The 15651-nt window shown below is 59.9% G+C and carries 13 protein-coding genes; 5 read left to right on the top strand and 8 right to left on the bottom strand.

The genetic code is table 11. The features are described from left to right. The first annotated feature begins 247 nt into the window (after positions 1–247). The 4 genes from JQ558_RS24860 to gntH all read left to right on the top strand — a co-directional run bounded on the left by JQ558_RS24860 (position 248) and on the right by gntH (position 3830). Positions 248–505, top strand: coding sequence for a hypothetical protein (locus JQ558_RS24860; RefSeq protein ID WP_212208410.1), 258 nt, complete (start codon positions 248–250; stop codon positions 503–505). A gap of 242 nt (positions 506–747) precedes the next feature. Then, the gene (hspD, locus tag JQ558_RS24855; RefSeq protein ID WP_212208411.1) at positions 748–1203 is read left to right on the top strand and encodes a small heat shock protein HspD; all 456 of its coding nucleotides are present in this window, start codon (positions 748–750) and stop codon (positions 1201–1203) included. A gap of 72 nt (positions 1204–1275) precedes the next feature. Beyond that, entirely contained in the window at positions 1276–1596 is a 321-nt protein-coding gene (locus JQ558_RS24850) for a hypothetical protein (protein WP_212208412.1), read from the top strand. A gap of 947 nt (positions 1597–2543) precedes the next feature. Further along, the gene (gene gntH, locus JQ558_RS24845; RefSeq protein WP_212295482.1) at positions 2544–3830 is read left to right on the top strand and encodes a guanitoxin biosynthesis MBL fold metallo-hydrolase GntH; all 1287 of its coding nucleotides are present in this window, start codon (positions 2544–2546) and stop codon (positions 3828–3830) included. Positions 3831–4126: 296 nt separating this feature from the next. Here the strand turns inward: gntH and JQ558_RS24840 are convergent, their stop codons facing one another. Genes JQ558_RS24840 through JQ558_RS24810 form a run of 7 tightly spaced genes read right to left on the bottom strand, consistent with a single transcriptional unit; the run spans position 4127 to position 11833 of the window. Next, positions 4127–5104, bottom strand: a complete 978-nt coding sequence (locus JQ558_RS24840; protein WP_409363553.1) for a formylglycine-generating enzyme family protein — start codon at positions 5102–5104, stop codon at positions 4127–4129. 54 nt (positions 5105–5158) lie between these two features. Then, complete coding sequence (locus JQ558_RS24835; RefSeq protein WP_212214849.1) at positions 5159–6799, bottom strand: arylsulfatase; 1641 nt, start codon at positions 6797–6799, stop codon at positions 5159–5161. A 39-nt stretch (positions 6800–6838) separates the two neighbouring features. Continuing rightward, positions 6839–7618, bottom strand: a complete 780-nt coding sequence (locus tag JQ558_RS24830) for a GntR family transcriptional regulator (protein WP_212214851.1) — start codon at positions 7616–7618, stop codon at positions 6839–6841. 1 nt (position 7619) lies between these two features. After that, a complete protein-coding gene (locus JQ558_RS24825; protein ID WP_212214853.1) occupies positions 7620–8672 on the bottom strand; it encodes an ABC transporter ATP-binding protein in 1053 nt (350 codons plus the stop codon). Further along, positions 8669–9508 carry a carbohydrate ABC transporter permease gene (locus JQ558_RS24820; protein ID WP_212214854.1) on the bottom strand — a complete coding sequence of 280 codons (840 nt, stop codon included), beginning with the start codon at positions 9506–9508 and terminating at the stop codon, positions 8669–8671. The genes JQ558_RS24825 and JQ558_RS24820 overlap by 4 nt, the downstream gene beginning before the upstream one ends. Continuing rightward, positions 9505–10437, bottom strand: a complete 933-nt coding sequence (locus JQ558_RS37420; protein ID WP_212039158.1) for a carbohydrate ABC transporter permease — start codon at positions 10435–10437, stop codon at positions 9505–9507. Before JQ558_RS37420 ends, JQ558_RS24820 begins: the two co-directional genes overlap by 4 nt. 4 nt (positions 10438–10441) lie before the next feature. Then, positions 10442–11833 (bottom strand): sugar ABC transporter substrate-binding protein, encoded by a 1392-nt coding sequence (locus tag JQ558_RS24810; protein WP_212214855.1) that lies wholly within the window; start codon positions 11831–11833, stop codon positions 10442–10444. A gap of 128 nt (positions 11834–11961) precedes the next feature. Between JQ558_RS24810 and JQ558_RS24805 the strand changes: the two genes are divergently transcribed. Further along, positions 11962–12099 carry a hypothetical protein gene (locus tag JQ558_RS24805; protein ID WP_212214856.1) on the top strand — a complete coding sequence of 46 codons (138 nt, stop codon included), beginning with the start codon at positions 11962–11964 and terminating at the stop codon, positions 12097–12099. Between the two features lie 1363 nt (positions 12100–13462). On the opposite strand, the gene JQ558_RS24800 is transcribed toward JQ558_RS24805, so the two are convergent. After that, a complete protein-coding gene (locus JQ558_RS24800) occupies positions 13463–15205 on the bottom strand; it encodes a methyl-accepting chemotaxis protein (protein ID WP_212214866.1) in 1743 nt (580 codons plus the stop codon). Positions 15206–15651 lie beyond the last annotated feature (446 nt).

Below are 15651 nucleotides of genomic sequence, written 5' to 3'. Positions count from 1 at the left end.
AAACGTCGCTCGTAAAAATTCGTTCCCTATTGTTGCTGTCGTCACCAAGGCCGTCCGTAATGCAGTGCATTCTCTGGAGACTGGTCGCTTGAATACGTTCGTTATGGCTTGAGCGTGGTTGCGATAGTCAAAGCGGAGGAGCTACAAGGGCGCAGCTTTAACAATTGTTCATCAAAATTAAATGTTAGATATTTCGCAACTCCCACCGCCGATTTCGGTTTTTTGGGTCCCAAAAAAGGAGGGACACATGAAACCAAAATCTGCTCTTGTTGGCTTACTCTCGCTCGCCGCTATTGGATTGGCGCCGCAATCGGCATCGGCCATGCCGAACGGGTTGCCGCATGCCAACCACATCTCGAAAGTCGAGCAAGTGCGCTGGGTCTGCAACCCGTGGGGCCGCTGCTGGTGGCGGCCGAACTACTATCGCTCCTACGGCTTCTACCCCGTGCCACGCTTCGGTCATCGACATTGGGGTTGGCACCATCGCGGCTGGCGCCGGTGGTAACCTTCTGGGGGCTTCGCCCCCTTTATCTTTGGCAGTGCAGCGAAGAGAGGTGGTCCCTCCGAATCAGTTTCCCTCCTAGCGCCAATTTTTTTTACCGACCCTTGAAACCAAATCCGGTTTTCATAATTCTCCAATCGCCACCGCAGGGTGGTCCGGGCGCCTTAGGGCCCGGAAAAGCAGATACGGCCACCGGTCGTGTCCGGTGCCGCTTGTAACCATTTTGCTCTTTGGAGGATCTGGCCATGCGCACTTACGACTTCTCTCCCCTTTGGCGTTCGACCATCGGCTTTGACCGCCTGTTCGACCTCGCGGAATCCGCCCAGCGGGCGACCGAGGACAATTATCCGCCCTACAACATCGAACGGCTCAGCGAGGACAGCTATCAGATATCGCTCGCGGTGGCCGGCTTCTCGCCCGACGAAATCTCGATCACCGCCGAGCAGAACGTCGTGACGATCGAAGGCAACAAACCCGAAAAGGCCGAACGTCAATTCTTGTACAGGGGTATTTCGACCCGCCACTTCAAACGCCAGTTCAACCTGGCCGATTACGTCCAGGTCAAGAACGCGTCGTTCGATAACGGTCTCCTCAAGATCGAACTGGTCCGCGAGATACCCGAGGCCATGAAGCCGCGGCGGATCGCCATCAACGGTTCCGCGCAGGCCAACGTTCACCAGCTCGACTCAAAGGCGGCCTGAGCGAGCGTCCTGCGGCGGCCCGGCTTCGTTGTCTCGGGCCGCCGCCAACTCGTCTTTTCAATGGAGGACAACATGCGGCCGACGACCGCTACCGACAACGTCTTCGACTTCCAAGCGCTCTTGCATCCTGGCACGGTCTTCGAGCATCCCAAGGACGTGGTGACTCACCCGTCGCTTACGCTGGCCGAGAAGCGGGCGATCCTAGCTGCCTGGGCTTCCGACGCTTCGGCAATCGCTTCCTGTCCCGCGCTACGTGCGCCCGAGGGACTGAAAGGGCCTGTCAGCATCGATGCTATCTTGGAGGCGCTATGCGAACTGGATGGCGGCCCTCGCAATCCGCCCGGCGGCAAGCCGAACCGCCGCTTCTCCACGTCGCGGGTGCTGGCGGCCTGAGGAGAACCCATGGAAGATATTCGCCTACCCAGGCACGTGATTGATTGTATAGAGCATCGCTGGACGAGCCGACTGCAACAGGCCGCGAAGGCCCGGAACATCGACCGAAGGAGATCCATGCAGGCGCGCCACGTGCAGAGATCGACGGATCGCCGGTGAGCGAGCCTAGAAATCCGGCGGGGCGGGGCGGCTCCCCCAATTTGCGTCAGTTGCGCGGACCGCCAGGTTGTCCGCCCCCGGCAATTGTGCTCCGCTGATTTTGGCCCGGCATCCTTTGCGATCTCGTTCCACGAAAGCTCAGCGCGCAGATCATTCGGCATGTCGCCGAACTTGCAGATCACGGTGGCGTCCCCGAAGTCGCTCATCGTGGGATCTCTGCTGAGGCTGAAGGCGATGGCCCACGACGCCGTGTCACAGCGGTGTTCGGATTGAAGCCCTCCACCGCTTCGCCGGCGACGATGCCGTCGTCGGCGGCCACGAAGGTAAGGCGACGTAAGTAGGTGACGCCGGATATCTCTCAGTCGTACCAGTCCTTTCGATCGCGCTGGACGTCGAACCGGCCGCGTGCGTCGCCGGCAGAAGCCGAATCCCGAACCCTCGATCAGCGACTTGAAAGCAGTTCGCCACGATCAGCGCCTTGACGGCTTCCCATGCATCGCTGCCGCAGGCCGAGATGGCTTGTGCAAGGCGTCGCCTGGCCAGAAGGAAATGCTGATGTCGCTCGAGGACAAGAAGCCCAAGGATACAGCCGCCAAGAAGCCGGCGCCCAGACCACAGCGGAAGGATGGAGCTGATCAGTTATTGAAATAAGGCCCTACACTAAGTCACCCAGCGTACGTAACCGCCATCAAATCGGTGTTAAAAGATACCCATTGTCGACCACAATTGACGGGCGTCGGCAACTTAAAGTTCGAGAGCTCCCGCCTGCAGCCAAGGGAGCATGCTCGATGCTTCAGTCCAATGCCATTCTGGCTTCGCTTTCAGCAGGCGACGCGTCTGCACTTGCTCCTCACCTCGACGGCATCGCACCGATGCCGTGGCTGAAGAGCGCTGCCAACTGGACCCCCGGCACGGAAGAGGTGCAGCCGGAAGAAATCCGCGTGACCTTCATGGGGAGTTCGCCCTTGCCACGACCGGGCCAAATGGGCACGTCGATCTATGTCGAGCTAGGCAATGGCGACCGCTTCATCTTCGATTTTGGCCCCGGCTCCATCGCCAACTATTTGGCCTCCCGCGTACCTCTGAACCAGATCAACGACATCTTCATCACCCACCTGCATTGGGATCATTTCGCTTCAGTGCCGTATGCCTTCGTGTTTGGCGCCTGGGGTGGCCGCTGGCACGAAACCTTCCGGATCAATGGCCCCTCCGGACGGACTCCGAAACACGGCATCAATCATATGGTGTATCATATGAAGGAGATGTTGTTTTGGCACATGGAGAACTTCAGTGCCGGTAGCCCGATCGGCAAAGGCTATGACATCGAAGTCAACGAATTTGACTACAAGAATGACGGCGGCGTGGCCTACGAAAAGAACGGTGTAAGGATCACCCACTGGCAACAATCCCATGGCAGCGATGGCGCCTCGGCCTATCGTCTTGATTGGAACGGCATGTGTGTCGCGTTCACCGGAGACGGTCGTCCCAATTCGCTGACAATAACGTACGCCAAGGGTTGCGACCTGCTGATCACCGAGATTCAGCCGGAGACGGTGGCCATCAGCTCTTCGGTGTCAGGCACCATGCCCCTGACTTCGCGCACTACCATTGATGGCTGGCATAATCCCGCCTACGCCGCTGGGTACCTCTACAATGAAGTGAAGCCGCGCCTCGCGATGGCAACTCACGTATCTTACGACGAGTACGTGATGCCGGAACTCGTGGCAGAAGTGCGCCACCATTGGAAGGGTCCGTTCCAGTTTGGTGCGCCGGATATGGTAGTTGTGAACATGACCAAGGACAAAATCTGGGTACGGGATGGCGTAGTGCCCAAGTATCCAAACATGGCGCCGCCCCAGTTCGGCGTCTCGACATCAGGCGGGCTGATCATGCCGCTGCCGCCAACAACGCGCCGAGACGTACAGTCACAGTTCATTCGTGACGCGGAAATCTCCCCTCAGAAATACTATCCGGAAGGCTATCATCCCCAGCTGATGCCCTGGTGGCCATCCGACAAGCCGATCTTTCTTCCCGAGGCGCTTGTGCCGGAGCAGATGAAGAAAAGGCCGAAGTAAGCATGCATGCTTTCGCTGATGAGCTAATCGAATAGGTCGGTAGCTTGTAACGGCACTTCTCGAACATGGCTAATCAGGGCGGGCGATGGCCGCTTCTGAGTGAAAAGCAGACTCGTTATTATTCGATTTGCGACTGGCCGCTCATGACGGATTGCGAGCGCCTGGCCGCCGACAGTGCTTACGGCTCAGCCGAGATGCTGGGGTGGCTGGTCAACGAGCGCGCGATCGAGCCGCACATTCCGGTGTTCGACAAGTCGGCCCGCGTTGGGTTCAACCGATCGCGGCGACACGCGTCATCATTTCCGCTGCTCGCTCCGAAGCTTAACGACCCGAAAACCGACATTGCTGGACGAACTTTCTGACGTGTTGGAACTGCGCGCCGCGACGCGATAGCGATTGCAATATGATTCGTGGCAAAGAAATGAGCCACCACGCAGTGAGCGATTGAGCGATGGATCACTCTGTAACGGATCGCGCGCCGCAGTGATGCGGTGATATCGGGGCGAGAAGTAATCCGCGCACCATTCCCAGACGTTTCCAGCCGCGTTGTGCAGGCCGTAGCCATTGGCAGCAAAAGCGTGGACGGGTGCGGTTCCGGCGTAACCATCGCCGGCAGTGTTGTGATTGGGAAAGTCGCCTTGCCAGATGTTGCAGCGGTGTTCGCCTGCAGGTGTCACCTCGTCGCCCCAGGGATAAGTCGACTGCTTCAGGCCGCCGCGCGCGGCCATTTCCCATTCGGCTTCGGTCGGCAGGCGCGTCCCCGACCATTGACAGTAGGCGATGGCGTCGTTCCAAGAGGCGTGCACCACCGGATGATCGAGACGATCTAGGACCGTGCTCGGCGGTCCCTCGGGCTGCGCCCAATAAGCGTGCGGCACCGGGATCCACCATGGCGTATCGGCGACCCGGCTACCGATCTGTCGCTTGAAATTCTCAGGCAGAAAGCCAGCGAAGACAAAGCTCCAGCCATACCGTTCCGCGTCCGTTGTGTATCCGGTGGCGCGGACGAAATCACCGAACTGCAGATTGCTGACCGCAAAGCACGCAATCTCAAATTCGCTGACGGTGACCTGCCGGACCGGACCTTCGCCGTCATCAGGAAACCGACTGTCTTCCGATCCCATCAGGAAGGTGCCACCGATTGGAGGGCTCCAGCGGCGAGGGACGACGGTTCGGCTCGGCTCAATCCGAGATGTTGGCGCAACAGAGCCTGTCGCTGCCGACGGATCGTCGGCAGGGCCCTGCGTGCAGCAACCAGGATTATGCTTATCCATTTCGGAATTCAGCGATGGGTATCGCGCTCCGCAGCTCGGGTTGCCAGTTACACGTTACTTCTGCTTCTCTTCTTCCCAGAAGGCGGTCCCGCCTTCCGCCTTCATCAATTCCAGAATCTTTTCGCGCGGGATGACGCCGCAACGTTTGGCCCAGGCATGATACTGCTCAGTCATGTCGCGGACACGATCCGGATGTTGCGCGGCGAGGTCGCGCATCTCGGTGCGGTCGGTCTCCATATCATAGAGTTCCCACGGCCCCGGATATTTTCGTACCAGCTTCCATTTTCCAATACGGACCGCGGCGTTGCCCTCGTGCTCCCAGAACAGCGGACCGCGACCGCCATAGGCGGAAGCAAACGATGGCACCAGGCTTTCGCCTTCGCAGGGCAGGATGGTGTTGCCGTTGTATTCCCTGGGGTAGGTCGAGCCGGTCACGTCGACGATGGTCGCCATGATATCGGGCAGTTGGCTCGGATTGTGGCGCAAGCCGCCTTTCTCCTTGATGCCGCGTGGCCAGTGCACGATGAAGGGCGTCGCAATGCCGCCTTCATGGATCCAGTGCTTGTAGAGCCGGAATGGCGTATTCGACAAATTGGCCCAAGCGGTTCCGTAACTCTGATAGGTATCCTCGGCGCCCGGCATCAGCGAAGGGTCGTTGCCGAGGCGAACCGGCTCGCCCTTGCGGGTTTTGGCCTTGGCGATCATCAACTGATCGACCAGTTCACGCGCGGTGACGCCCTGCGGAATATCTTCGGCGCAGGCGCCGTTGTCCGACAGGAAGATCAGCAGGGTGTTGTCGAGCTGACTGGTCTCTTCCAGGGCAGCAATGATGCGGCCGATGCCCTGGTCCATGCGGTCGATTTGTGCGGCATATACCTCCATGCAGCGCAAAGTCCATTCGCGGTGCTCGGCCTTGGTCCACGGTGGCTGGGTTGGATCGCGATCGGTCAATTGCCAGTTCGGATGAATGATGCCGTCATCGACCAGGCGCTTCAGCCGTTGCTCGCGCAGTTCGTCCCAGCCCGCATCGAACCTGCCTTTGTATTTGGCGATGTCCTCGTCATGGGCATGCAGCGGCCAGTGCGGCGCCGTGTAGGCGACATATTGGAAGAAAGGCGTGCCTGGGCTCGTCTGCCTATGTTGCCTGATATAGGCGACAGCCTGATCGCTAATGGCATCGGTATAGAAGAACGAAGGATCGTTCTCGGCCTCGTGCTCGATATTGTCGTTGCCGCGGGTCAGCGTATTCGGATGGTAAAAGCTACCGGCGCCGATAATGGTGCCGAAGAAATAGTCAAAGCCGCGCTGCAACGGCCATGCATCGGTCGGCTCGGTCAGGCTGGACGAAATGTGCCACTTGCCGCTGAGATAGGTCATGTAGTTGTTCTGCTTCAGAACCTCGGCAACGGTGACGCAACTCTTGTTCAGATTGCCGGCATAGCCCTCCGGTCCGTTGCTGTAGGTCAGGATGCCGATCCCGGTCTGATGCGGATGAAGCCCGGTCAGCAGCGAGGCACGCGACGGGCTGCAGCGGGCGGTGTTGTAAAACTGCGAATAGCGCAGGCCATTGGCCGCCAGCCGGTCCAGGTTGGGAGTCTGGATTTCGCCGCCGTAACAGCCGATATCGGAAAATCCCATGTCATCATTGAGAATGATCAGGATGTTGGGGCTGTCTGATGTTTTACCATTTGCCATGGTTATTGGTCCTTCGTGCAAAGTGGCGGGAGAGGGTGGTTAGGCATGACGCCTCGTCAGGTTGATGCTGAGGCGGAAATAGTCGGGCAGATAGACCGAGCGCAGCAGTTCGAGCGGACGCTCGTCCTTGCTCAGGGTCAGGCGTTCCATCGACAGCAGCGGGCTGCCGACCTTGACGCCCAGCAGCTTGGCGCTGGTCGTGTCGGCAAGCGACGCGCCGATCGTCTGGTTGGCTTCCTTGATGGCGTGTCCGAGTTCGTCCTCGAAAACGCTGTACATGATGATCGAAGTCAGGTCGCGCTTCTCGAGTTCCAGGCCGATATCCGGCGGATAGAAGGCGTGCTCGATGGCAATCGGGATATCGTCGGCGAGACGCAGGCGCTTGAGTTGCCAGACCGCGCGTTCCTTCAATTGGTCGCGGACGCCGGCATCGTGGCGATTGGTCATACCCTGTTGCAGGACCTTCGCGCCGGCCTGATAGCCGGCGTCGCGGATGGTCTCCGAAAAGCCCATCAACTTTCCGACCCAGTTTTCCGGCTGGTTGGAGCGCAGGAAGGTGCCGCGGCCCCGGGCGCGGGCGAACATGCCTTCGTTCACCAGCGGCGAGATGGCGTTGCGAATAGTGATGCGGCTGACGCCAAAATGCCGGCCGAGCTCGGCTTCGGTCATCAGGCGGCCGGTCTTGTCGATCAGTTCGCCATCCCTGACCTGGCGGCGAATGGTCTCGCGAACCTGAATGTGCAGCGGCAGGGAAGTGGCCGCAGCCGAGGACGCGGCATCGTGGATGGTCTCGGCCTTTTTGCGGATGCGCGCGGGCATTTTACAGTCGCCTTCTCGTGGCCGGGTCGAACAGATGAATGTCTTGCGGGCGGGCGGCGATCGAAATCACCGCGCCTTCGGGCGGGACGCTTTCGTCGCCGACGCGAATCCGCATCGCGGTTCCCGCGCAATCGAGGTCGAGCACCTTGGTATCGCCGAGATCTTCGATCAGCTCGACCCGGGCTTTGAGTCCGTCCGGCGCGATCCGCAGCGCGCCGGGACGAATGCCGACGACGACGTCGCGCTCGCCGGCGGCCTGCATCGCGGTCTTCAGGCGGTGACCGGCGATGATGACGTCGCCATCGGCAAGGCGGGCCGGCAACAGGTTCATCGGCGGGCTGCCGATGAAGGCGGCGACATCGATCGAATTGGGTTTTGCGAAGATTTCGGCCGGGCGGCCGACCTGTTGGATTTCGCCGGCCATGAACACCGCCATGCGGTCGGCCAGCGTCATGGCCTCTTCCTGATCATGGGTCACGTACACAGCCGTGACGCCGAGCGAGCGTTGCAATTTCTTCAGCTCGGCGCGGGTTTCCATGCGCAATTTGGCGTCGAGGTTGGAGAGGGGTTCATCGAGCAGGAACAGGCGTGCCTTGCGAACGATGGCACGCGCCAGCGCACAGCGCTGCTGCTGGCCGCCCGACAACTGGCCGGGTTTGCGATCGAGCAGATGCTCGATCTTGACCTTACGCGCGGCATCCTTCACCGCAACGTCGATCTCGGCCACCGGAAGCTTGGCCATTTCCAGCGGAAAGGCGATGTTTTCGTACACGCTCATGTGCGGGTACAGCGCGTAGCTCTGAAACACCATGGCAATGTCGCGGTCGCGCGCATCCGTGGCCGTGATGTCCCGCCCGTCGATGAAGACGCGGCCCGAGGTCGGCGCATCCAGGCCGGCCAGAATCCGCAGCGTCGTGCTCTTGCCCGAGCCGGATGGGCCGAGCAGCGCAAAGAATTCGCCGGGCTCGATGTCGAACGACACGCCCTTCAATGCGCTGAACTCGCCGTGCATCTTGACGATGTCTTCGAAACGTACCTGACCTCGACCGGTCATCGGCGGCCTCCGCCCTTGACGGCGCCAACCGTGAGGCCCTTGACGATATTCTTCTGGGCGATGATGCCGAGGATGACCACGGGCAGCATCGCCAGCACCGAGACCGCCGCGAGCTTGGCCCACAGGGTCTGTTCGACCGACACGAAATTGAACATCGCGACGGTGACTGGCCGCACGGTGTTGCCGCTCAGGACGACCGCGAACAGAAATTCGTTCCAGGCATTGAGGAATACGAATACGATGGTGACCGCGATGCCGCCGCGCACCTGCGGAATGATGATCCGCCACAGCGTCCGCATCCGGCTGGCGCCGTCGAGATAGGCGGCTTCCTCCATCTCGAAGGGAATGTCCTCGAAATAGGACACGAGCAGCCATATCGCGAACGGCAGCGAGAATGACAAATAGATCAGGATGATGCCCTGGTAGGTGTCGATCCAACCGATATTCCGCAGGATCAGGAAGTAAGGAATAATGATGCCGACCGGCGGCAGCATCTGGGTGGCGAGCACATAGAAGCCGGCGAATTTCTTGCCGCGAAAGCGCAGGCGCGCCAGCGCATAGGCGGCCGGCACCGCCATCAGCATGGTGATGACGGTAGTTCCGATCGAGATGACGAAGCTGGAGATCAGGTTCGGCAGGATCGATCCCGAGCCGAACAACACGTCGCGATAGGCTTCAAGCGTCGGCTGGAAGATCAGCTTCGGCGGATAGGCCAATACATCCTGATCGGTCTTGAGCGAGTTCAGCACGCTCCAGACGATGGGGAACACCCACGCCAGCAGGAAGATCAGCGTGATGATCATGGTCGCGACGAAGCGGAAGCGTTTCGCCGTCATTTTGCTCTCCGCAGTGCGAACAGAACGCCGGAGATCAGCAGGGTCACGATTAGCAGCGCGACGGCAAGCGCGGAGCCGTAACCGATCGACAATTCGGTAAAGGACTTCCGGTAGGCGTAGAGGTTCAGAATTTCCGTTGCGGTGCCCGGACCACCGCCTGTCACGGTGAAGATCGCGGCGAACGCTGTCAGGGCGACCATGGTCCGCATGATCACGACCATGACGATAGCAGGGCGGAGCAGGGGTAGCGTAATGCGCCGGAAGCGCTGCCATGCGCTGGCGCGGTCGAGCCGTGCGGCTTCGTAGATGTCTTCCGGGAGCGAAGCGAGGCTGGCCAGCAGCACCATGAACGCAAAGGGCGTCCACTGCCAGGTGTGGATCACGATCACCGAGATCATCGCGAGCAGGGGATCGCCGAGCCAGTTCTTGCTGCCAAGACCGGCATTGATGGCGAGGTAGTCGACGATGCCGAATTCAGGCGCCAGCATGAAGGTACGCCAGATCATGCCGACCACCGCCGGGGAAAGAACGACCGGCAGAATGGCGACGACGCGAAACCAGCCCTGGCCGCGCTTCATGTCCATCACCAGCAGCGCCAGCGCCAATCCCAGCGCGACCTGCAGCACGACGGTGGCGCCGGTATAGACCAGACTGACCAGCAGCGACGACCAGAACCGATCGTCGGTCAGCAGCGTGCGATAGTTTTCCAGTCCGACAAAGCCATCGGCGAATGGCATAGCTAGGTCCATCCGGAACGCGCTGGTTCCGATCAGGAACAGAAGCGGAAATGTCGTGGTTGCCAGCAACGCCATGAAGGCCGGCGCCAGCAATGCGGCCGCGAACCGGCGCTCACGCTGCGCCAGCACGCGGCCGAGATCGCTTGCGGCGGTCCCGGTCGCGATGCCTGCCGTCGCGGTTGCCGGCTTCACCCGGTCAGCCCCGCATCATTGGTTCGACGCGGCGCTGGGCGTCGTCGAGCGCCGCCTTGACGGTGGCCTGTCCCGACAGCGCCGACTGGATGGCGGTCGCCATGGTGTCGCCGATCGCCGGCCATTGCGGCACCCGCGGACGCCAGTCGACGTCGGTGTCGCCCTGCAGCGTGGCCATTGTTGCCTCGACGAAATTTTCGCCAAAGCCGCTCATCAGCTTGACGTATTCAGCGTCCTTCCAGATCGAGGTCCGGTTGACGCCCGAGCGCTTGGTGGGTCCGGCGAAACGGTGCGCCGTGCGTGCCTGGGTTTCCGCGCTCGCAGCCCACTGGATGAACAGCCAGGTTGCTTTCTTCTTCTTTTCGGTCTGCGCGGCATTGATCGGGAAACCCCAGTTCCAGATCGAGCTCACGCGCTTGCCGGAGGGTCCCTTCGGCCAACGGGCATAACCGACCTTGCCGATCACCTTCGACTTCTCGGGGTTGTTGATCACGGAAGCCGAGGAGTGGGCGTCGATGTAGCTTGCGAGCGTGCCTTGTGAGAAGGCATCCGCAATATCGGGCCAGTTCCAGTTGGCCGCGGCCGTTGGTGCGGACTTGCGCATCAGATCGACATACCAGGACAGCGCCTGTTCGGCTTCAGGTCCGTTTACCGTCAGCTTGCCGCCCTTGAACCATTCGCCGCCGAACTCGCGGAAGATCGAGGGATAGATGTACATATTCTGCCCCGCGCCGGCGACGCCGCGAAGCGCCGTTCCCCAGACGCGATCGTTGGGCGTGTTCAGCGCCGCGGCGTTCGAGACGAACGCCGCCAAGTCGTCGGCGGGTTTCAGGCCCTTCGCGTCGTAGAGATCCTTGCGGTAGACTTGGATGGTGACTTCGCCGTCGTAGGGCACGCCATAGAGCTTGCCATCGACGCTGTCGGCGGCGCGCCAGGCCGGAATGATGTCGTCGAATTTGAACCAGTCGGCATCGGTCAGTGATTTGTCGTTGAGGTAACTGTCGAGCGGCTCGACCCATTTGTTCGCGGCATAGAGCGAATAGTACATGGGGTCGGCGGCATGGGTGGCATAGGTGCCGGTCTTCGAGGTGAGGTCGATGACGGCCTTCTGCCGGATCTGCGCCGGCGGAATTTTCTCGAAGCGAACGTCGATTCCGGTCAGCGTCTTGAACTGCGGCGCGACCGTGATCAGGTTTTCAAAATAGCTCGCTGGGATAACTGCAACCGTGATGGTTTCGCCGGATGCCTGCTGCCAGTCGATCTTGGCCGCTTTGTAGGGCGCGAGGTCGGCCTCCTGCGCCGTGGCCTGCCGTAGTAATACCGCGGGCCCGAGGCCGATCAGCGCTGCCGTGCCCGTCTTGAGGAAAGTCCGCCGTGTTGGCCTGAATGACTCCATTTCCGTCCTCCCTGGCTCCGGCTTTTGCCGGTTAAGTTAGGACATTTGCTCAAATGTTATAACATGTCAAACTAGGCGTTTTGCGGCGCTCATGACCAGTCGCGGGGAACGAACAGGAGGAGGAAACAATGATCAAATATCTGGCGTCGCTGTCGCTCGCGGGCGCGTATCTTTCGACCGCCCCGGCACTGGCCGCAGACCCCGACATCACACATCCCGATCGCACTAATCGACCCATCGCGCTCCGACATGACCGCCGAACTTAACCGGCTTTCGGCGACGATTATCGGATTTTCGGGGACGGGCTCGATTACGGCCGAGTAGAACGCGCGCGTGGGTTTCGGGCGCAACGCCTACATCGACTCGACAAGGTAGAGGGCCGCAATCTCAACCCGATACTGAATTCGACCCTGCAGGACGTCGAGCTGAAAAAGCCAAAGGCCGAGATTGCCGAGGAGCTCCGGCGCGGCGTTCCCCCTGAACAAGTCGATCATGACTCGCAAGGCGGTCCGGGTCGCAAGCCAGGCGGACGCGCTCTTTTGCAACGTCGACACGCTCGAAGCGAGACATATAGCTGACCTAATCGGCAGCGCTTTCCTGATCCCGCTGTTCGAGGTCGGCGTGTCGATCCCCACCAAAAAGACGCCGGATGGCGGGCAGCCATCGCGGATGTCTGCGGCCGTATCGATTGTGCTCAGTCGGGCCGATCGACGTTGGGCGATCGCGGCGTCTAACGCCGGATTTGCTCCGGGCCGAGTATTTGCCGAATGCGTTCCCGGAGGCGTTTCGCGCGGAAGTTGAGGCAGGCTGAATCAATGGCATCGTCGAGGAAGCGCCGTCGGTAATCACAATCAATATGCGCGCCTCGGCAGCTTGCGCGAGTTCATCGCGCGCGCATATCCGTTCCGCTTGGATCCGAACGAGAACGGGAAAACGTCGGATGTTTCCGGTTCTCGATCTTGACCCAGGGCCGCGGACGATAGCACCACTCGCGTCTTAGACCTAGCCTCGATCGAGACCACAGGAGGACAGGAATCTCGTTGAAGTATCCAGAGTTCGGGCTGGGCGAAGAGACCCCGCCCGGCCTCAAACTTCGCAAGGGTTCGCTTTAGGGACAATTCACTAGGGTGACGCTCCGGATATGCTTGGCCTGCCTTGAGGTAGTTCCACCTCGGTACGGCGGAATGTGGGAGCGTAATTCAGATCGTATCGGCAACCGATTTTTCATGGCGCGGTAAGTCTCGTTGCGCTCGATGAGATAGTTTCCTGGCGCTCGGTCTTGAGAGGGACCTGATTGTCCACCGGGACTTGGCCGTCTCCGGTCCGATGTATATCACGCGGTCCGTTCTTCCGACGAACCAATAGACAAGGATCGCACTGACCATCAGGATGCCAACGATCGCAAGATTACGGACATCGGTGCCAGAGCACGGCTCCAAGTCAGCCGACCACGACGGGCAGGTCACCCCACAGATGGATCAGCCGACGGTGAACCCCAGAACCCGCCGTCTCAACATGCAAAGGACCGGTTCGGACTTCGATGTCATTCAGAGCCGTTTACCTTGGGGCGAGTGCGTCGCAGTCGCACTCGACAGCTCTCTCACAACAGAGTTCCGTGCCCCGCCTACTTCATACTGCGCGAACCGAACTAAGGAATTTGGAGACTTCGACTTTCAGACGATTGCTGTCGCCTGACAGCATTTGAGCGGCCGACAACACTTGAGAGGAGGCAGAGCCAGTCTCACCTGCACCCCGCTGAACATCGGTGATGTTTGCCGAAACCTGTTGGGTTCCCTGTGCGGCCTGTTGGACGTTTCTAGAAATTTCCTGCGTAGCTGCCCCCTGTTCCTCAACTGCAGCCGCGATGGTCGAGGATATTTCCGACAGTCTCTCAATGGTGCAGCTAATCTCTTTGATGGCGGTAACGGACTCTTCCGTTGCACCCTGGATGCCGGCGATCTGTTGGCTGATCTCGCCCGTAGCCTTGGCTGTCTGCTCAGCCAACGCCTTGACCTCGGAAGCCACCACCGCAAAACCGCGGCCAGCGTCACCGGCGCGCGCGGCTTCGATAGTGGCGTTGAGCGCGAGCAGGTTGGTTTGACCTGCGATGGTGTTGATGAGATCAACAACGTCACCGATCCGGCCCGCCGCCTTTGACAGCTCGCCCACGCGGTCATTAGTAACGCGGGCCTGGTCCACAGCTTCATTGGCAATCCGTGCGGATTCCTGCACCTGCCGGCTGATTTCGGTAACGGAGGAAGATAACTCCTCCGTTGCTGAGGCGACCGACTGGACATTAGCCGAGGCTTGGCCGGAGGCGGCAGCGACCGTGGTTGTTAGTTCCTGCGAACGTTCGGCGGTGGCGGTAAGCGTCACCGCTGATGCTTCAAGCTCTGTGGAGGCCGAGGAAACCGCTTCGACGATTTCGCCAACCGCGCTTTCGAACTGATCTGCAAGCTTGACCATGTCCGTCTTGCGCTGCTGCACCGCGATCTCGTCCTGCCTTCGCTTGGTCTCCGCTTCGTCGCGCGCCTTCTGCTCCGCGACGACCTTGAATTTCTCGACTGCACCGGCAATGCCGCCGACCTCGTCCTTGCGGCCGAGGCCAGGAAGTACCACGGCGAAGTTGCCCCCGGCGAGTTCATCCATCGCAGCCGTCAAGGCACGCATGGGCCTTACAATGGTCATAAAGGAGAACAGCCACGTGCCAAGCAGCATGAGCATTGCGCAGATGCCGACAGCTAGGCAAACGCGCTCGGCAGCTACCATCTCGCGAGCCGCTTCCGCATTTTCTTCTTGAACCCTGTGTTTGGCGAAATCAGCCACTTGGTTGGCAACCTGTTCCAATTCGGCGGCGATCGGCAGGGTTACTTCTCGGGCTATGCGCACCGCCTCATCGTTCAGTTTGGCGATCTTCTGGACCCCATCAGGCGATCCCGCTGTACCTGCTCCAATCGCTTCCTTCCGCAGCGCTGCAATTTGCTGCGCCCCCTTGAAATAATCGCCAGCTTTCGCCTTGAGGTGCTCTATGCGTGCCCGATTATCCGCGGAGTGCGATAGTTTAAGCATCTCATCGGCGTACGTCAGCATCGACTTCAGCCGCGCGCTCAAATACTCGTTAGCTTTCTGAAGATCCATCGGCGTGGTGGCGAGCCTAAGATCCCGAGTCCCCGTTTGCATACCGCGGATCGAAGCTTTTGCATCGATGGCATCGCGCGCGATGATCTGTTGCTCAAGGGCACTCTTGTACGTGCTCTTGATAGCACTATTGCCAATCAGCTGGCTGGCGATCATTGATCCTACCAGCAGTGCGGCGGCTACGGACGCGAGGGCGAGCTTTGTCCCGATCCGAAGATTCAGAATCCATTTCATAGTGTCCCCCATTGATGTTCAGTGGAAATGGCGCCGGAAATACCCCAACCGGGAGAACGGTGCGTTCGCTGTTTTGTGGAAGCCTACCGTCAATCTTCGAGGTTAGTCTTAACGACCGGTGGGTATAATTACGGTATGGCTCATCTAACCGCCTGAAAACATGCACGTTTCGCGTGCCATCGAAAAGCGACGCACGCCAAGATCACGCCTCTTTCTTTAAACGAGCTACTTCAGACCGCCGGGGCGACCGATCGAGTCTTGATCCAGCGGACGCATCGTGTTTGCGAAGCTGCTTTTGGGAGCTATGAAATCCTCCTGCACGAGAGTTGTTCGTCAAACTTAACTTCGCTTTTGATCAACACCATCGCTTTGATTTTTTGGACGCCAAGTCGCTGCCGCGTTGCGTTTTGGTGAGATGGCTCGCGGTTGCGAAACGTGCTCCAGCT

Source organism: Bradyrhizobium sp. AUGA SZCCT0160 (assembly GCF_018130105.1).
GTDB lineage: Bacteria > Pseudomonadota > Alphaproteobacteria > Rhizobiales > Xanthobacteraceae > Bradyrhizobium.
The sequence above is the reverse complement of the archived record's forward strand: the minus strand, read 5'-3'. Positions and strand labels throughout refer to the sequence as shown.

Bases quoted from the DNA above. Each gene is read 5' to 3' on its own strand.
- JQ558_RS24860 (WP_212208410.1), top strand. From the start codon at position 248: ATGAAACCAAAATCTGCTCTTGTTGGCTTACTCTCGCTCGCCGCTATT.
- JQ558_RS24850 (WP_212208412.1), top strand. From the start codon at position 1,276: ATGCGGCCGACGACCGCTACCGACAACGTCTTCGACTTCCAAGCGCTC.
- gntH (WP_212295482.1), top strand. From the start codon at position 2,544: ATGCTTCAGTCCAATGCCATTCTGGCTTCGCTTTCAGCAGGCGACGCG.
- JQ558_RS24805 (WP_212214856.1), top strand. From the start codon at position 11,962: ATGATCAAATATCTGGCGTCGCTGTCGCTCGCGGGCGCGTATCTTTCG.
- JQ558_RS24830 (WP_212214851.1), bottom strand. From the start codon at position 7,618: ATGCCCGCGCGCATCCGCAAAAAGGCCGAGACCATCCACGATGCCGCG.
- JQ558_RS24810 (WP_212214855.1), bottom strand. From the start codon at position 11,833: ATGGAGTCATTCAGGCCAACACGGCGGACTTTCCTCAAGACGGGCACG.
- JQ558_RS24835 (WP_212214849.1), bottom strand. From the start codon at position 6,799: ATGGCAAATGGTAAAACATCAGACAGCCCCAACATCCTGATCATTCTC.
- JQ558_RS24800 (WP_212214866.1), bottom strand. From the start codon at position 15,205: ATGAAATGGATTCTGAATCTTCGGATCGGGACAAAGCTCGCCCTCGCG.
- JQ558_RS24820 (WP_212214854.1), bottom strand. From the start codon at position 9,508: ATGACGGCGAAACGCTTCCGCTTCGTCGCGACCATGATCATCACGCTG.
- hspD (WP_212208411.1), top strand. From the start codon at position 748: ATGCGCACTTACGACTTCTCTCCCCTTTGGCGTTCGACCATCGGCTTT.
- JQ558_RS24825 (WP_212214853.1), bottom strand. From the start codon at position 8,672: ATGACCGGTCGAGGTCAGGTACGTTTCGAAGACATCGTCAAGATGCAC.
- JQ558_RS24840 (WP_409363553.1), bottom strand. From the start codon at position 5,104: ATGGATAAGCATAATCCTGGTTGCTGCACGCAGGGCCCTGCCGACGAT.